Origin of the sequence: Paenibacillus sp. FSL R7-0331 (genome assembly GCF_000758645.1) — a bacterium.
In the GTDB taxonomy this organism is placed as follows: Bacteria; Bacillota; Bacilli; order Paenibacillales; family Paenibacillaceae; genus Paenibacillus_AQ; species Paenibacillus_AQ camerounensis.
In genome coordinates, this window is the sequence record NZ_CP009284.1 from 2,910,968 (window position 1) to 2,928,501 (window position 17,534).

The following is a 17,534-nucleotide window of genomic DNA, read 5'->3' on the forward strand; positions in this document are numbered from 1 at the left end:
GGCAGGCGCTCTTACGATATTGTGCGGGATTGTGTTACAGTAAGGGCATCATGTTGGTGCTCCTGCGCGGAGCATGACCTTGTACAATTGCAGGTTCTCAAGGAGGAAATACAATGCAGTCCATGATTGATCCTGAAGCTGTCCAGCGGCTGGCGGATAGAAACGGCCTTGGTAAAATATTCAGCAGCACTGACATTGCCGCGATGGAGCTTCGGCGCTACGGGGACGGTGAAGTGATCTGCTCGGTCGGCGACCGGCTGGAGAGCATGTTCATTCTGATGGAGGGCAAGCTGAAGATTCACACGCTGCTGCCGAACGGAAAGTCAATGCTGGTGCGGTTCGCCCGGCCGATGTCGGTGATCGGGGATGTGGAGCTGCTGCGGCAGTATCCGGTTAAAAATGAAGTCGTGTCCGTCGGCAGCAGTCTGCTGCTTGTGGCCTCACGGAAGATGCTCCTGCGGGAGCTGGAGGAGAATACGGCGTTGCTGCGTTTTCTGATGGGGGAGCTGAGCCACAAAATGTACACTCTCGGCCAGACCTCGGCGCTGAATCTGCTCTACCCGGTGGAGAACCGGTTTGCCAGCTATCTGATGTCCCTGTTCGAGGAGACGGTCGGCGGCCAGCGGGTTGAGGAGATCCGTACCTCAAGCTTAACTGAGACGGCTGATCTGCTCGGCACAAGCTACCGGCACCTTAACCGGATCGTCCGGCGCTTCATCGACGAAGGCATTATCGAACGCAAGCGCGGCAGGCTGAGTGTGCTGGATCAGACCCGGCTGGCTCAGCTGGCTAACGGAAATCTGTATGAATAATTAAGGGTTAAGAGAAAGACCGCTGTACCGGTATTTGACCGGGGCAGCGGTCTTTTTTAGTTAAGCATTGGTATATTTGAGGCTTCCAGCAAAGGAATTGAGCCCATTTTCCATGTAAAGGCCTCACTTGGTGCAGGGATTTTGCCTACGGTACAGCTGGACGCTATACATTTTCAGTTTACGTTCAGTTTATGCTCAGGCGGATTTAAGGCTGATTTAAGGCTGACAGCGTAGGATGACAATATAGAAGGAAGCAACACCATCTGATAGACAGGAGGACATGCACTGGGGCTGAAGTGGGAGATACATATGGAACAAGAAACTACCGGTAATACAGACCACATCACAGGGAGGCAACATTTATGCTAAAAGGAATCCGGGCTAGAATCCTCATGGGGTTCGCTGCCGTCATCCTCGTCTTTATATTGGCAATCGCCGGAAATACACTCTTCCAGGGCAAAGCAACGATGCAGACAGACCAGATTAACCGGAATTACAGCAAGCTGACACGGGTTCAGGAGCTGACAGATAAGATCCGCACGGCAGACGGTTTGGCAGCCAGATACGTGATGAGCAACACTGACGACGAGCGGACCAAGTATCTGACAACGTATGAAGCCGTGATTCCGGAAATCACAGCTGCAATCACAGAGCTGAAAAACGCCGGATTGAATGAAGCAGAGCTGTCCGGAATCACCAATCTGGAGAGTGAGTGGAGCAACTATCTGACAGTGCTGGAGAGTGCCTTCGCAATGGCGAAGGAAGGGAATTTCCCGGGTGCGCAAAAGGAGTTCACCAACCTGTCTCTGGATACCATTATTGAATCGCAAATCGTATTTGAGGAGGTACTGACCAAAGAAATAACGGCTGCACAGAGCCAGGCGGCTTCACACCGCGGTTCAGCAATGGGCTTCAGCTTTGGTGTAACGGGACTATCGGTGCTGCTGGCGGTGCTGATTGCGCTCCTGCTGTCAGGGCGGATTCTGAAGCCGATCCGTGATGTAAATAAACAGCTGCAGGAAATTGCCGAAGGCAGGGCTGACCTGACCCGTAAGCTGACTGTCCGCAGCAGGGATGAGATCGGTCAGCTGGCGCATACCTTTAACCAGATGACAGGCAATCTTGGCAGCATTATCGGCCAGGTTAGCCAGTCGGCTGACAGTCTGGCTGCATCCTCCTCCAGGCTGACCGCGGACAGCGGAATGACGGCTGCAGTGACTGAGAAGATCGCCGGTATTATGGGCAGTGTAGCCTCCGGTACGGACAAGCAGATGAACGATCTGCAGACCAATATGACGACCATTGTGGAGATGTCTGCTGCAATCCAGCAGATTGCCGCAAGCGTTCAGGATATTTCCGACGCCTCAGTGCGCTCCGCCGAGTACGCCGCTTCAGGCGACGAATCGCTGCAGGCAGCAGCCCGCCAGATGGACTCTATTAATGCCTCCATCGCCTCGTTATCGCAGCAGGTTATGGGCTTTGTAAACCGCTCGCAAGAGATCGGCAGTCTGGTGGGAGTCATCAAAGGCATTGCCGCGGAGACGAACATACTGGCGCTGAATGCGGCTATCGAGGCGGCACGGGCCGGCGAGCAGGGCAGAGGGTTTGCGGTAGTCGCGGATCAGGTCCGCAGGCTTGCGGAGCAGTCAGGTGAATCCGCGAATCTGATTGCCGAGATGGCGGCAAGCATCCAGACGGAAGCTTCCGGCGCAGTAGCAACCATGAAGCTCAGCATGAGCGAAGTGGAGGATGGCACGGGTATTATCGGGGATGCCGGACATGCCTTCGGGGAGATCCGGATTTCCATTGACTCACTGGCCGGACAGGTGCAGGAGGTCTCCGGAGCAGTCGAGGAGATTACGGCTGCCACTGATGAGATTGTCGAGTCCATCCGTAAGGTCACACAGATCTCGGAGACAACCGCTTCCAGCACCCAGCATGTCTCCGCCGCTTCCCAGGAGCAGATGGCTTCCGTGGAACAGATCGCTTCCTCCGCCAGCACGCTCAGCACAATGGCCCAGGGTCTGCAAGGGCTGGTGGCCCGGTTCAATATTGCCTGAAGCAGCCCGGAGAATAAAGAACGGAAGACCCTGCCTGATAAGCAGGGTTTTTTCTATTTTTGCTCTTTTGCAGCACGCAGGAACCTTAGGTCTTTAATCAGGCCGATGGTGAAAAAGACGGCAGTCAGTAACAGAGAGACCGGTCCCGTAATAAAAATCAGCCAGAAGACCGTACCGCCGTTGAAGGCGGACAGGCATATCAAAGAGATGAAGTTAACAATGAAGATGATAACCGGGTAATTCAGCCAGCGCAGAAACTGGATTCTTTTGACCCATTTAAATATGATGATCAGGTATACAATTAATGCGGGCGTTGTCATTAAAAAATATGGCCACACTTCATTGCCCTCAGGTACGCTTGCCTCACTGAAAAAGTTATGTGAATCACCGTACGGAATAACGACGAAGATAAAATACAGGATAACTGCAGCAGACACCGGCAGCATGTAGAAATCCGTATTTTTGTGTTTAGCTGTCATAGTTTGTCCTCCAAATCTTGATTACTCTAAATATTCTGGACAGTAGAAGGAACTTCTTCCAGAGAGTTGTTTTGCACATACTCCAGATAGGATCGGTCATCGACTGCAACCCTCCCATAACATATATTATTACCATAATCAGTTAGTTGATAGTCTAATCATAAGTTCGGTCTGCTGATCCTGCGATTGCGGCTTTTGTTCTGCATGTATACGCAAAGGACGGGCCGTTCTTTTTGTTGTGTACGCGGAAGCCGGAAGGTGGACGCAGCGTACAGGGGATAACGGACTTACAGCTGACCCGGGAGGGGATAAGGTAAGGAAGATTTTGTAAGCGCATTCTTTGGTGAAGTGGATTCACACATTCTTAGGAGGTGTCTGAACGTGTCAACGGGAACCGGAGCTTCTTTTAAAAAATCATTATGGATGTACAGCCTCATTGCTCTGCTGCTTATTGGACAATTCGGGATTGTTCCGGCTGTAAGCGCCGCTGCGGGAAATCTGGCTCAGGGGAAAAGCATTACAGCAAGCTCAGTCGGTGATGTATATGCGGCTGGGAATGCCAATGACGGCAATCAGGGGACGTACTGGGAGAGCGCGGGCAATGCTTTTCCGCAATGGATTAAGGTTGATCTTGCAGCTGACAGCAGTGTTAACCAGGTTGTACTCAAGCTCCCCGCAGGCTGGGAGGCAAGAACGCAGACGTTGTCCGTCCAGGGGAGCGTTAATGATACCTCATACAGCAATCTGGCAACATCCTCAAGCTATGTATTCAATCCGGCGGCGGGCGGAAACAGCGTGACGATTAATTTCACCCCGGCTACAGCCAGATATATTAAAATCAATTTCACTGCCAATACCGGCTGGCCGGCTGCCCAGGTATCCGAGCTGGAGGTTTACGGTACAGCCGCTGCAACACCGGGAACGTATGAGGCAGAAGCGGCTGCTTTAAGCGGCGGTGCCAAGTCCAATACTGATCACAGCGGGTATACGGGCAGCGCTTTTGTAGACGGTTACCTGACACAGGGAGCAGCTACTACTTTTACGGTAACAACAGCCGGGGCAGGGAATGTTGATGCGGCACTAAGGTATGCGAACGCGACCGGAAGCGCAAAGACCATCAGCATCTACGTCAATGGTACAAAAATCAGACAGACAGTGCTCCCCAGCATGGCTAACTGGGATACCTGGGGAGTCAAAAATGAAACTTTAGCACTGAATGCCGGGTCCAATACGATTGCTTATAAATATGACCCGTCCGACACCGGGAATGTGAATCTGGACCAGCTGGTGCTTACAGCCTCAACTTCTCCTACAGCAGCTCCTACAGCCAGTCCGACAGTGGCGCCCACTATTGCTCCAACACCAGCCCCGACAGTGCCGCCAACCATTGCTCCAACGCCTTCTCCAACTGCAGTGCCTACACCGACAACAACACCGGTTTCCACACCTACAGCTACCGTTACTCCGGCACCAACGGCTACGCCGACTACAGGCCCCTCTTCAAATCTGGCGGCCGGAAAAACCGTCAGCGCATCATCGTCTGTCTTCACCTTTATCCCGGCTAATGCCACTGACGGCGATATATCTACTTACTGGGAAGGCGCAGGCGGAAGCTATCCGAATACCCTCAGCGTGAACCTTGGTGCCGATGCCAATATTACCTCTGTCGTTGTGAAGCTGAATCCGGCTTCTGCCTGGGCAACCCGCACGCAAACAATTGAGGTATTGGGCCATAATCAGAATAATGCGGCATTCTCTACCCTCGTACCTTCAGCAGCCTATACTTTTAATCCGGCCAGCGGCAATTCAGTGACCATTCCGGTTACTGCTACGGCCAGTGAGCTGCAGCTGAAGTTTACAGCCAATACCGGCTCCGGCGCCGGCCAGGTGGCCGAGTTCCAAATCTTCGGCACACCTGCTGCTAATCCGGATCTGACAATAACGGCATTGGCCTGGAATCCGTCCGCTCCGGTTGAGACTGACAATATTACACTACATGCCACAGTCAAAAACGCGGGAACTGCAGTGTCCCCGGCGACGAATGTAAACTTCTATCTGGGAACAGCGCTTGCAGGCACGGCTCAGGCGGGGACACTTGCCGCCGGTGCTTCAAGCACTGTATCGCTGAACATCGGAGCGAAGGATGCAGGCACTTATGCAGTAAGCGCCAAGGTTGACGAAGGCAACACGGTTATCGAGCTTAACGAAGCCAATAACAGCTATACAAATCCGTCTGCCCTGACAGTTATACCGGTCTCAAGCTCTGATCTGATTGCCGGGGCAGTCAGCTGGTCTCCGGGAAATCCGGCCGGCGGCAATATCGTAACCTTCACTGCAGCAATTAAAAATCAGGGAACAGCCGCATCGTCCGGAGGAGCACATAATATAACACTGACCCTGACAGATGCTGCGACGAATGCAGTCATTAAGACATTGACCGGCTCTTACAGCGGTGTTATCAGCAGCGGTGCTACCACAGCACCGGTTACCTTGGGCACATGGACTGCTGTGAACGGAAAATACAACGTAAAAACGCAAATTGCCGTAGACGGAAATGAGCTGCCGGTCAAGCAGGCCAACAACACCGAGACGCGCCCGCTGTTCATCGGCCGCGGAGCCAACATGCCGTATGATATGTATGAAGCAGAGGATGGTGTTACCGGCGGCGGAGCAGTCAAGCTGGCGGCAAACCGCAATATCGGCGACCTGGCCGGTGAAGCGTCCGGCAGAAGAGCGGTAACGCTCAATACAACCGGCAGCTATGTGGAATTTACAACCAGAGCCAGTACCAATACACTGGTAACCCGGTTCTCCATTCCCGATGCAGCCGGAGGTGACGGCATCAGCTCAACCTTGAATATTTATGTCAACGGGATTTTTACCAAAGCGATTAACCTGACCTCCAAATACGCCTGGCTGTACGGCTCCGAGACCAGTCCGGGCAACTTGCCAAGTGCAGGCTCCCCGCGTCATATTTACGATGAGGCCAACATTATGTTTAACAGTACCATTCCGGCCGGCAGTACCATCCGTCTGCAAAAGGATGCTGCCAACACCTCACAGTATGCCATCGACTTCATCAGTCTGGAGCAGGTGGCACCGGTAGCAAATCCTGATCCTGCTAAATATGCCGTGCCAGCCGGCTTCACCCACCAGGATGTACAGAATGCCCTGGACAAAGTGCGGATGGATACAACCGGCAAGCTTGAAGGGGTGTACCTGCCTGCAGGCCATTATGAGACGTCGAGCAAATTCCAGGTATACGGCAAAGCGATGAAAGTTATCGGAGCCGGTCCGTGGTACACCCGGTTTTATGCTCCAGCCAGCCAGTCCAATACGGATGTCGGCTTCCGGGCGACTGACTCCGCCAATGGATCAACGTTCTCAGGCTTTGCATATTTCGGCAACTATACCTCGCGGATCGATGGCCCGGGTAAAGTCTTCGACTTCGCTAATGTTGCGAATATGACAATCGACAATATCTGGACCGAGCACATGATCTGCATGTACTGGGGAGCGAATACCGATTATATGACCATCCGCAATTCCAGAATCCGCAACACCTTTGCCGACGGTATCAATATGACCAACGGCAGTACGAATAATCTGGTATCGAATAACGAGGCACGGGCAACCGGAGATGACAGCTTTGCACTGTTCTCGGCAATTGATTCCGGCGGTGCTGACATGAAGGACAATGTGTATGAGAATCTGACTTCAATCCTGACCTGGCGTGCGGCGGGAGTTGCGGTATACGGCGGTTATGCAAATACTTTCCGCAATATATATATTGCAGACACTCTGTGCTACTCGGGTATCACGATCAGCTCGCTTGATTTCGGATACCCGATGAACGGCTTCGGCGCTTCACCGGCGACCAACCTGCAGAACATTACGGTTGTCCGGGCGGGCGGCCACTTCTGGGGCTCGCAGACCTTCCCGGCAATCTGGGTATTCTCGGCGTCCAAGGTGTTCCAGGGCATCCGCGTCAGTGATGTGGATATCATTGATCCCACCTACCATGGCATCATGTTCCAGACCAACTATGTCGGCTCAGCACCGCAGTTTCCGGTAGCGGACACGGTCTTTACCAACATCACCATCTCAGGGGCCCTGAAAAGCGGCGATGCCTTCGATGCCAAATCCGGGGTCGGCATTTGGGTCAACGAAGCGGCAGAGGCCGGCCAGGGTCCGGCAGTCGGCTCGGTTGTATTTAACAACCTGAAGATTACCAATACGGTGACTCCGATCAAAAATAACACGTCCACGTTTACGATTACAGTCAATCCGTAAGCTGCTGTTCCAATTCAGGGCCGTTTCCCGGATCTTCCGGGGAGCGGCTTTTTGAATCCGGGTGTAAGCACACCTGAACCGGTGATTCGTTCATTGCATGAACCAGCAGCTGCTTGCTATGCTTGATAGCAGAAGACAGAAGATGAGGGGATACCGGATGAACAACGATTACAAGCAGCGTATCGGGGCAGTTCTGCAATTTATCGAAGAACATATTGGAGAGGACATCAGGCTGGACACGCTCGCAGAGGTTTCCAACTTTTCCAAATATCATTTTTCCAGAGTGTTCTCCGCCATTATACATAAGAGTCCGGTGAACTATCTGACGGAAAGAAGACTGCATCATGCAGCAGCCTATCTGACTGCAACGGACAAAACAATGCTGGATATATCCGCGCTGTGCGGATTCAATTCGCTCTCGAGCTTCAATGCCGCATTCAAAAAGGCTTATAACACCACGCCCAGCGCCATGCGTAAATCCTTACTCAATCCTAGCAACATTCCGTCAGTCACCGGCAATAAACCGGAAGAATTGTCACCCTCCAAAGATTATGATTTGAAGAGTACCAGCAATAATTTTCTAAGGAGAGTGTGGGGAATGAACATTGAGCTAAAGGAGCTTCCAGGCTATAAGGTTGCCTATGTAAGGCATGCCGGCAGCTATCTCGATACGTATAAGGTGTGGGAAACACTCGGTACTTGGGTGCGGAGCAGCGGTCTGCCGGCTACAGAAACTTATATCGGCATATCGCTGGATGATCCCGGTGTAACCGACGAGAGCTCATGCAGGTATGATGCCTGTATAACGGTTCCAGAAGGATTTACGGCGTCGGATGATGCGGGCATTGCGTTCAGATACCTGCCCGGGGGTACGTATGCACTCTATAAGTTCTATGACACCATCGACAAGCTGGCAATTGCGTATCAGAGTGTGTACGGCGGGTGGCTGCCTTCAAGCGGATATGAGCCTGATGACCGTGATGCCCTTGAGTTCTGTATGAATGATCCCTATTCTGATCCCGAGGGCATGGCCAAGGTTGACCTGTATGTCCCTATCAAACTGACCCTGTCCTAAACTATGGCTTTCGTGTAAAATGTAATGAAATTATGCTTTTGAAAGCGAGTTGAACAGTAATGATGGCTGCACCGCGGTTTGAGTATGATGTACCTGCAGTTCTTCTTCCTTAACGGCAGAAAACTGCAACTCCGTTAAGGACAAACAAGGACTTGTCTAACAAACGGAGGGTACACAAATGAAGAAGTCAAAGGTATTGGGATCACTATTTTTATCACTGGCTGCCAGCATCTGGGGCGGCATGTATGTTGTTGTAAAGCATGTGGTGGAGGTTGTGCCGCCGCTCGAAATCGTGTGGCTCCGCTATATGATTGCCATTGTTGCCCTGCTGATCATCGGCATTGTGACCAAGCAGTCGTGGCGTATTGCCAAACGGGATATGCTGCTGATTCTCATGATAGGCTTGATTGGCAACACGGTCTCCATCCTGACCCAGGAAGCGGGCACGATGCTCTCTACTGCACAGATGGGCGCTATCATTACTTCAACGACACCGGCGTTTATGGTGCTGTTTGCCCGGATCATCCTTAAAGAGCGGATTACGCTTAAAAAAGCATTGTCGATCATTTTGGCAACTACAGGCGTAGGCGTTATTGTAGGAACTGGGAGTATTGATCCTTCGCTGCGGCTTGGGGGCATTTCTCTGCTTGTTGCGGCACTTACCTGGGCACTAATGTCTGTCCTCGTAAAAAAAGTGCCGGGACAATACTCACAGATTGTTGTCACGTTATACAGTATCCTCGTAGCGTTTGCTGGGATTACTCCGTTTACGGTAAGCCGGCTGCCAAGGCTCGATCTCCAGGCGATGCTGCACCCGTCGATCTGGGGCGGTCTGCTGTATCTGGGGATTATTTCGACAGCCTGCGGCTTTCTGCTGTGGAACCGCGGTCTGCAGATGCTGAATGCATCCAGCGGCGGACTGTTTTTCTTCCTGCAGCCGGTCGTCGGTACACTGCTGGGGTGGCTGCTGCTTGGTGAACAGATTGGTTTGACTTTTTGGACAGGCACCGCATTCATTTTTATAGGTGTACTATTGGTTGTCCGGGAGAAATGAGTGACCGGGAAGTGTAACAGTTAAGCAAAAGGCGGCGGTCAGGGACTTGTTCATACAGGTCCTTGACCGCCGTTAATTGTATAATGTATATCAAGAAGGATAAGGGAGGACGAAAGTATGAAATCAAAAGTAGTGAATAATATCGCCGAATTGATCGGGGACACACCGGCTGTGCGGCTTAATAGGCTGACTGGTCCTGATGATGCGGAAGTATACGTAAAGCTGGAAATGTTCAATCCCAGCGGCAGTGTAAAAGACCGTGCGGCCTATAATCTGATCCTTCAGGCGGAGCTGGACGGACGGCTGCAGCCGGGCGGAACGATCATTGAGCCGACCAGCGGGAATACAGGCATTGGCCTTGCGATGAATGCTGCGGCAAAGGGCTATAAGGCCATTCTCGTCATGCCTGACAACATGACGAAGGAGCGGATCAACATCCTGAAGGCTTATGGCGCTGAAGTGATGCTGACTCCGGCAGCAGAGCGGATGCCTGGCGCAATTGCCAAAGCGCTGGAGCTGGGTGCAGCCACTCCGGGCAGCTTCATCCCGCAGCAGTTCGAGAATGCTGCCAACCCGGATATTCACCGCACGACGACCGCGCCGGAAATACTGGAGCAGATGGAGGGACGGCTTGACGTGTTTGTAGCCACCTCGGGAACCGGAGGAACCATCACCGGGACTGGCGAGGTGCTGCGCCGGGAGCTGCCGGGCATCCGGGTGGTCGTTGTTGAGCCGTACGGTTCACCGGTGCTGTCCGGCGGACAGCCCGGCCCGCATAAGCTGGTCGGCACAAGCCCCGGCTTCATCCCGGCAATCCTAAACACAGAGGTGTATGATGAAATCGTTCAGGTGGAGGACGAAGCTGCACTGGAGACTGTCCGTGCGCTCGCCGGTAAGGAAGGAATTCTGATCGGTCCTTCCGGTGGTGCAGCCGTCTGGACCGCACTGCAGGAAGCGCGCCGGCTTGGCCCCGGCAAGCGGGTGCTGTGTATTGCACCGGATACAGGGGAACGCTATCTGAGTATGGGAATATTCTAATTCCCGGACGGAGGGAATAAGATGCGAGGTTACCATAGCTTCAAGACACTCAGCATGCCTAAGCGATTGAAGCCGGCTGCTGTACTAGCGGCTGTTATGGCATTTACACTATGCCTTGCAGGCTGCACAGATGCTAACGGCGGGCAGAATGCCAGCCAGGGAGATAGTCCGGTTGCGTCAGCAACTGCCGCTGCCGGAGCACCGACGGCTGCTCCGGCGGCAACACAAACACCGGGTCCGGCGTACACGCCTGCTAATCAGGCTGTGCTTGATCCGGCTGAGCTGCAGCCGGTGTTCGGGTTTGCCGGGGAAGCCGGCAGGCAAATCCTTGTCACCCGGGAGGCAGATGGCGAGGAAGGGAAGATGCAGGCACTTGATACCGCTATAGGCAGCAGCGGACAGGTGCTTAAGGTACGGTTCGCGGAGTGGCAGAGAGGCAATGACCAGAACAACGGCCGGGAGCTGGCCGTTAATCTGCCGAATATATCCGGCTATGTATTTACGGCCGATGGTGATGCTGCGGTTCCAGATGAAACCTATTATCTTGTGAATTCCTCGGCCTTCAATCTGGAGGCCCTGATCCCGGTTGAACCTGAACCTGCTGAGAGTGAGCAGCTGCCTGAAGCTGATCCGGTGCGCAAGAGCATAACGGATGCCAAGCACCGGGAGATCTATTCTGCCTGGAAGCTGGCCTCTCTGCAGCCGGGCCGGGAGCTGTATCTTATCCAGTTCGTCAGACAGAACAAGGATATGCTGTTCAGCCTGGTGCTCGAAGAAGCCGGCAAGCTTAGCTTCATGGATTACCCGGCCGAGATCACCGACAACGAGTACTCGGTCTGGCGTGTCGATGACGGAGGCGAGGTCATCCCGCAGATGTTCTCACTGCTGTTTGCAGCCAGAACAGCCGATGGTCTGCTGCTTGGTGTGAATTGGCTCGGGGCAGAGGGGATCAACAGCTTTTTCCTTGAGCAGACCGGAGATGCGTTTAAGGAGCTGGATATCCAGTACGGCCGGTATACTTCGCCGCTGTGATGGAGCTGAGCTGTATCTACAGATGGAGTTGGAGTTGGATTGTAGTAGTAGTGGAGCTGGAGTGTAGTAGTAGATGAAGTTGGAGTGTAGCAGTAGATGGAGTTTGAGTGTAGTAGTAGATGGAGCTGTAGCTGTAGCGTATAGTTCTCCGCCGTCACGACTAAACTTCAAAGTTGCTATTTTAAGGGACACTTCATCATTAGTTTGATTTTCGCCAACTAATTTCCTCAAATTCGGGTTTTTTCGTTCATTAGGTGGAAAAAAGTCACTTATTTCAGCCTAAAACCCTGTTTAGCGCAGATCGAGTGAAATTAAGTGTCCTTTTTCCAGCTAATCGTCCCGTTCCAGCATTTGCTAGAGAATTAGGTGACATATTTCCACTTAATTTGTTTAGCGACAGCCTGGAATACCCGATTCCACTAAATAAAAGCCCAAAGCCCAAAAGCCTGCCGGCACTTTTGCCGGTACATAAGCGCGCCAGCCCTTACATTGCCAGCCATCACTTTACTGTGTCGGCTGGGCTTTTTGGCCTGCCCGCCACAGCCGGAGGAGGCCATAGCCGAGCAGACCGCCTATGGTGTTGAGCAGCAGATCGTCGACATCGAACGTTCCGATCGAGAACAGCCCTTGCGCACATTCAAGCACAGTGCTGAGTCCGAAGGAGCGTATCATTACGCCGAACCAGGAGAGCTGCCGGTTAGAGGACAGCAGGGCAATGAAGATGCCAAAAGGGATAAACAAGGCGATATTCCCTGCGAAGTTCACCAGCTTGGTTACGGTAACCGGATCAAACGTATTGAAGACCGTTTCGAGCGGAGTGAAGTTGCCCAGCCGCAGCTGGCGCAGAATCGTATCCGGACTGCGCTGCAGCTGGTGCCACAGAAACCGGAAATCAATCGGACTGAACTTGAACAGGATGATTTTGAACAATACATAAATATAGACGGCAAACAAGGCTTGCAGACCGGCCGAACGGAGCTTGGCTAAAGAGACAGACTGCCGGTCGCCGCTTTTCACAGGAGCAGCCTTTTTTCGCATTACTCTGGTCTGGTTCATAATGGACTCTCCTTTCTAAGGTGAAGGATGCTGCGGTGAGCACGGTATTATAGATGAGACGTGACGATTACACCGTCCATGTTGTTGCCGGATATGTCATATTGCTGCCCGGCAGGTATGGGGATGAAGGCGCTGCTGCCGTCAACAGGATGGTAAGAAATCTGGTATAGAGTTCCTTTAACCTTTACTGTAAAAGACTGCTGCTCCTTCAGGAATGTAAGATATTCCTCCAGTGTAAAGTGCTTGTCGCGCATGATGATGCTGTGCGGCAAGCCAACATAACGGAAATGCCAGGGCTCGTACTGGATGCCCGTGATGTCCGACTTGTCCTTGGGATAACGGAGGATGAACCCGTAATCCCAGGCGTTAGCCTCCAGCCATTGCCCCTCTGGCGCACGGCTCATCTCCATCTGCGAGGACCCGATATCCAGGGACAGCCCGAGGTTATGCTCGCTGTGGCCGGGCGGAAGGGCATAATCGGCTCCTTTTTCCTCATAAAGCTGCTTCTGTTTGTCCGTATCCCGGTAGCCGCTGCTGATCAGAAACTGGCTGACACCTTCTCCGGCTGCTGCTTCTACCATTCTGGAAAATTGTAAAGCCACTGTTTTGGAGAGGCGTGTGCCGTTATCTAGCAGCGCGTAGCCTGTGGTCAGCTCACCGTGCTCTGCCAGATTAATGATGTCGGACGTGACACCCTCCGGGTACACAGGATAATCCTTGTTAACCAGCAGCAGATTACCCTTGTGCACACGGTTTGCCGAAACGGCAGTCAGATCAGACTGCTTTCCCTCCCCGCTAATGATCTGCACCGTCTGCAGACCGTCAGCCGGAGCACTGGTTCCGTTCATTTGCTGCAGAGCCTCCCAGCCCAGTAATGCCGCCAAAACCGCGCAAAAAACCCGCTTCTTCATTCCGGCTTCCTCCTTGTCCTGATAACTCAAGATTAAGGGGCAGCGCTTAAAAAGAAGCGGGGTAAAAATAAATTTTTTCTTAAAATCCGGATGGAGGCGAGAAGGCAGACTGACTGCTGCTTACATACCCAGCGGCAGCTTTACTACAAAGCTTGTGCGGACCGGATCGCTGGCTACCGAAATCACGCCTTTGTGCTGCTCGACAATGTTTTTGGCGATGAACAGGCCAAGCCCGGTGCTGCCCTCCTGATGGCTCCGCACCCGGTCGCCTGTGTAAAACATATCAAACACATACGGTAAATCCGCAGGCAGGATACTGCCGCCGTAATTCGTTACCCGGACGACTGCCTGCCCCTCTTCTTCGTTGCAGGTGATATCAACATACTGGCCGTCCTTGCCGTAACGGACCGCATTGGTCAGGAGGTTCTCGAATACGCGGGCCAGCAGCTCCCCGTCGCCCTGAATCTCCATCACCGGAGCAAGCTCCAGCCGGGCGGTCAGCCCGTTGTTGTCCAGCAGCGGGTACAGCTCTTCATGCAGCTGGATGAGTAGCTCGCTCAAATCGAGCGGCCTGCTGTCAATCTTGAGCATGCCATAATTCATCCGGGTGAGCTCAAACAGCTCGTCGATCAGCCGCTCCAGACGCCTTGATTTGGTGTAGGCAATAGAGGTGTAGTGCCTTACCTGCTCGGCAGATAACGCTTCATCCTTCAGCACATAATCGAGATAACCCAGCACAGAGGTCAGCGGGGTACGCAGGTCATGTGCCAGATTGAGTACCAGTTGGTCCTTACTGTTCTCGGCAAAATCCCCGCGTTCCACCGCCTGCTGCAGCTTGCCGCTGGTCACATTAAGATCGGCGGCAATGTCCCCGAATTCATCCTTAGAGGGGATGGTGATCCTGCTGGTGAAGTTACCTTCCGCCAGCTGGCGGATCTGTTGGGAGATCTCGCGGAAATAACGTGCATAAGGTTTCGTAAACAGATAGAAGAAGACTAGGGCCAACGGTACAAAAAAGATCAGGAAAAAATTCAGGTCACCGATGTTGCTGACCATATAACGGAACCGGGCAAGCGGGTCTTCGGCCAATACAGTGGAGGTATAATACAGCTGCAGGATCTTGTACAGCGCATAGGTGATAACACCGGAGCAGAGCATGCTAAGCATGAGCAGGAAGATCATCTGGAAGCGGAAGCTGCGGAACCTTTTAGCCATTGAACGTATAACCTACTCCCCATATGGTTTTGATCAGTTTGTTCTTGTTCTGCTCTTCGCCAAGCTTCTTACGCAGGGTGCGAATGTGGACCATAACCGTATTTCCGCTTTCAAAATAAGCCTCGCCCCACACCTGCTGGAACAGGTTCTCCGCGCTGAACACCTTTTTGGGATAGCTGGCCAGCAGATATAAGATATCGAATTCCTTGGGTGTCAGCTCCACATTAGTCCCGAACAGCTCGACCGTCCGCCGGTCAGGGTCAATGACCAGTCCGCCGGATTCCAGCACCGGCCTGCGCTCTGCCTGCGGCTGGTTAAGCTGCATAAAGCGCCGCAGCTGCGCATTCACCCGGGCAACCAGCTCCATCGGGTTAAATGGCTTAGTCATATAGTCGTCAGCGCCGATAACCAGCCCGGTGATTTTGTCGAGGTCCGAGGTTTTTGCACTCAGAAAAATAATCGGCAGCTGATGCTGCTCCCGGATCTGCCGGGTCACCTCATGCCCGTCGAGGCCGGGCATCATAATATCAAGTACCGCCAGATCAATATGGCGGGATTGGACCGCTTGGACTGCAGCTTTACCGTCGGTCACCTTGACCGTGTGATAGCCCTCTTTTTCCAGATGCAGAGCTACCAGCCCGGCAATTTCGGCATCGTCGTCGGCTATAAGGATTGTTATCCGTTTCATTTCGTGTTCGCTCCTGTAACAATAAACTTGGCTACGCGCATACATAGCGCTTTGCTCCTAGTGTACCTTATCGGAAGTTGTTTCGCGAACAGGAATGTTGAATAATAGAATAGGCTGTACATAATAAGTGCGGTTTATCAGGATGTGCTGCGTTTTGCGGCAGGCATCTGACAAGATTTAAAATACTTAATTTTGTAACATTTAAAGTGGAGGCATAGCCCGAAAGAGTCATGCCTGGGGCAGGCTGGCAGTGATAAATTTAATTAAGGATTGGGAGGGGACGGCAACGTATACGACAATTAAGCTGCTGATTCTGCTGATTCCCACATTAATGGTCGGGATCTGGGAGTTCGTGCGCCACCAGTTTCTGATGCCGTACATCTCGATGGATATGGGGAATTACTTGACACCGGTGCTTGTGTTCGTGTTCAGTGTTATTTTGCTGCTGCCGCTGTTCCGGATTATGGAGCGTAATCAGCGGGAGCTGGAACAGAAGCGTGCGGCAACAACGGCTATGAAAGCACGGGAGGGGTTGGCGAAGGAGCTGCATGACGGGATGGCACAGTCGCTGTTTCTGTTATCTGTACGGATTGACCGGCTGGAGCAGAACCAGAAGAAGGGCGCAGTCAGCGCAGAAAATGTGGATCAGCTGAAAAAAACCGTGCATGAAGTGAACCGCTATGTACGCCAGGCGATCGCCAGCCTCAAGGTGCCGGTCTCGGGTGAAGATGATTTTTCCCTGGAACGGTCGGTGCAGGAGCAGCTGAAGCAAATTGCCGGTGAGGTGATGATCGGGGTCTCGCTTGATTGGCAGCTGCAGGCGGATGCCCTGACCAGTAAAGAGCAGGCCGAGCTGCTGTCGTGCATCCGTGAGGCGGTTATTAATGTGCGGAAGCATACACGTGCCGGCCGGGTAACGATTACGGGCACAGGTGACAAGCAGAGCTGGAAGGTAAGCATAGCCGATAACGGTGCCGGGTTTGTGCATGAGGACCCTTTTAAGGTAAATGGAAGCTACGGACTGCAGATCATGAGAGAGCGGACGGAAAGTATGGGCTGGCAGCTTAGCCTGAGCTCCGGTCCGGACGGAACAACTGTTGAGATAGGGAAAGGAGGAACCGCAGATGAACCGCTTCCGGGTGCTGATCGTCGATGACCATGCGCATGCGCGTGAAGCGATGACCGAGATTGTGTCGCTGGATGAACGTTTTGAAGTAATCGGGGCAGTCGGCAGCGGTGCAGAGGCGATTGTTATGACCGGGCAATGGATGCCGGACCTGATCCTGATTGACATCGAGATGCCGGGAATGGACGGGCTCGAAACAACGCGGCGCATCAAGCTTGAATACCCGTATGTCCGGATTGTTATCGTCACCGTCTCGGATGAAATCTCCTATTTGTTTGAAGCACTGAAGCAGGGGGCACAGGGGTATCTGCTAAAAAACCTTGCTCCGTCAACCTGGATTGAGTATTTACTGGCGATTGTGAGTGAGGAGGTTCCGCTGAGCCGGGAGCTGGCTTTTCAGATTCTGAAGGAATTTGCTGTAACCTCAGGCAAAGAGGAGCGGGAAGCATTAACGGCGCGCGAGAAGGAAATACTGGGCTGTGTATCCTCCGGCTCCACAAATAAGGAGATTGCGGCAACCCTCGGGATCTCAGAGCATACGGTCAAAAACCACCTTAAGAACATTTTGCAAAAGCTTCAGCTCCAGAACCGTACGCAGCTGACCCGTTATGCCCTTGAGCAGGGACTGGCAACGAAGGACCGGGATTTTCCGCGGAAAAGATAAATCGGTATAGAAGATAAAGAACATCCATTGA

Annotated in this window: 14 protein-coding genes; 9 read left to right on the forward strand and 5 right to left on the reverse strand. The window is 52.8% G+C overall.

What is annotated here, in order from left to right; translation table 11 throughout:
• The first annotated feature begins 113 nt into the window (after nucleotides 1–113).
• Together R70331_RS11985 and R70331_RS11990 are read left to right on the forward strand one after the other, a co-directional pair.
• Nucleotides 114–812 carry a Crp/Fnr family transcriptional regulator gene (locus tag R70331_RS11985; RefSeq protein WP_042175676.1) on the forward strand — a complete coding sequence of 233 codons (699 nt, stop codon included), beginning with the start codon at nucleotides 114–116 and terminating at the stop codon, nucleotides 810–812.
• A 362-nt stretch (nucleotides 813–1,174) separates the two neighbouring features.
• The gene (locus R70331_RS11990) at nucleotides 1,175–2,872 is read left to right on the forward strand and encodes a methyl-accepting chemotaxis protein (protein WP_052419035.1); all 1,698 of its coding nucleotides are present in this window, start codon (nucleotides 1,175–1,177) and stop codon (nucleotides 2,870–2,872) included.
• A 53-nt stretch (nucleotides 2,873–2,925) separates the two neighbouring features.
• Here the strand turns inward: R70331_RS11990 and R70331_RS11995 are convergent, their stop codons facing one another.
• Nucleotides 2,926–3,351 carry a hypothetical protein gene (locus tag R70331_RS11995; RefSeq protein WP_042175677.1) on the reverse strand — a complete coding sequence of 142 codons (426 nt, stop codon included), beginning with the start codon at nucleotides 3,349–3,351 and terminating at the stop codon, nucleotides 2,926–2,928.
• Between the two features lie 423 nt (nucleotides 3,352–3,774).
• Between R70331_RS11995 and R70331_RS12000 the strand changes: the two genes are divergently transcribed.
• The 5 genes from R70331_RS12000 (at nucleotide 3,775) to R70331_RS12020 (ending at nucleotide 11,843) form a co-directional block, all read left to right on the forward strand.
• Nucleotides 3,775–7,644: a galactose-binding domain-containing protein gene (locus tag R70331_RS12000; protein WP_042182563.1), complete on the forward strand. Its 3,870-nt coding sequence runs from the start codon at nucleotides 3,775–3,777 to the stop codon at nucleotides 7,642–7,644.
• Between the two features lie 157 nt (nucleotides 7,645–7,801).
• The gene (locus tag R70331_RS12005; protein WP_042182565.1) at nucleotides 7,802–8,719 is read left to right on the forward strand and encodes an AraC family transcriptional regulator; all 918 of its coding nucleotides are present in this window, start codon (nucleotides 7,802–7,804) and stop codon (nucleotides 8,717–8,719) included.
• 178 nt (nucleotides 8,720–8,897) lie between these two features.
• Nucleotides 8,898–9,773, forward strand: coding sequence for a DMT family transporter (locus tag R70331_RS12010; RefSeq protein ID WP_042175681.1), 876 nt, complete (start codon nucleotides 8,898–8,900; stop codon nucleotides 9,771–9,773).
• Between the two features lie 117 nt (nucleotides 9,774–9,890).
• A complete protein-coding gene (cysK, locus tag R70331_RS12015; protein ID WP_042175682.1) occupies nucleotides 9,891–10,811 on the forward strand; it encodes a cysteine synthase A in 921 nt (306 codons plus the stop codon).
• Nucleotides 10,812–10,832: 21 nt separating this feature from the next.
• Complete coding sequence (locus R70331_RS12020) at nucleotides 10,833–11,843, forward strand: hypothetical protein (protein WP_042175687.1); 1,011 nt, start codon at nucleotides 10,833–10,835, stop codon at nucleotides 11,841–11,843.
• Nucleotides 11,844–12,347: 504 nt separating this feature from the next.
• Here R70331_RS12020 and R70331_RS12025 read toward each other — a convergent pair.
• The 4 genes from R70331_RS12025 to R70331_RS12040 form a co-directional block, all read right to left on the reverse strand.
• Nucleotides 12,348–12,899 carry a VanZ family protein gene (locus tag R70331_RS12025; protein ID WP_052419036.1) on the reverse strand — a complete coding sequence of 184 codons (552 nt, stop codon included), beginning with the start codon at nucleotides 12,897–12,899 and terminating at the stop codon, nucleotides 12,348–12,350.
• A gap of 47 nt (nucleotides 12,900–12,946) precedes the next feature.
• Nucleotides 12,947–13,810 (reverse strand): D-Ala-D-Ala carboxypeptidase VanY, encoded by an 864-nt coding sequence (locus R70331_RS12030; RefSeq protein ID WP_042175691.1) that lies wholly within the window; start codon nucleotides 13,808–13,810, stop codon nucleotides 12,947–12,949.
• A gap of 120 nt (nucleotides 13,811–13,930) precedes the next feature.
• The gene (locus R70331_RS12035; protein ID WP_042175692.1) at nucleotides 13,931–15,025 is read right to left on the reverse strand and encodes a sensor histidine kinase; all 1,095 of its coding nucleotides are present in this window, start codon (nucleotides 15,023–15,025) and stop codon (nucleotides 13,931–13,933) included.
• Nucleotides 15,018–15,713, reverse strand: coding sequence for a response regulator transcription factor (locus R70331_RS12040; protein ID WP_039872408.1), 696 nt, complete (start codon nucleotides 15,711–15,713; stop codon nucleotides 15,018–15,020). The genes R70331_RS12035 and R70331_RS12040 overlap by 8 nt, the downstream gene beginning before the upstream one ends.
• Before the next feature lie 250 nt (nucleotides 15,714–15,963).
• On the opposite strand from R70331_RS12040, the gene R70331_RS12045 reads away from it, so the two are divergent.
• Both R70331_RS12045 and R70331_RS12050 read left to right on the forward strand, forming a co-directional pair.
• Nucleotides 15,964–16,869 carry a sensor histidine kinase gene (locus R70331_RS12045; protein WP_231576458.1) on the forward strand — a complete coding sequence of 302 codons (906 nt, stop codon included), beginning with the start codon at nucleotides 15,964–15,966 and terminating at the stop codon, nucleotides 16,867–16,869.
• Nucleotides 16,838–17,503: a response regulator gene (locus tag R70331_RS12050; RefSeq protein WP_042175695.1), complete on the forward strand. Its 666-nt coding sequence runs from the start codon at nucleotides 16,838–16,840 to the stop codon at nucleotides 17,501–17,503. Before R70331_RS12045 ends, R70331_RS12050 begins: the two co-directional genes overlap by 32 nt.
• Nucleotides 17,504–17,534 lie beyond the last annotated feature (31 nt).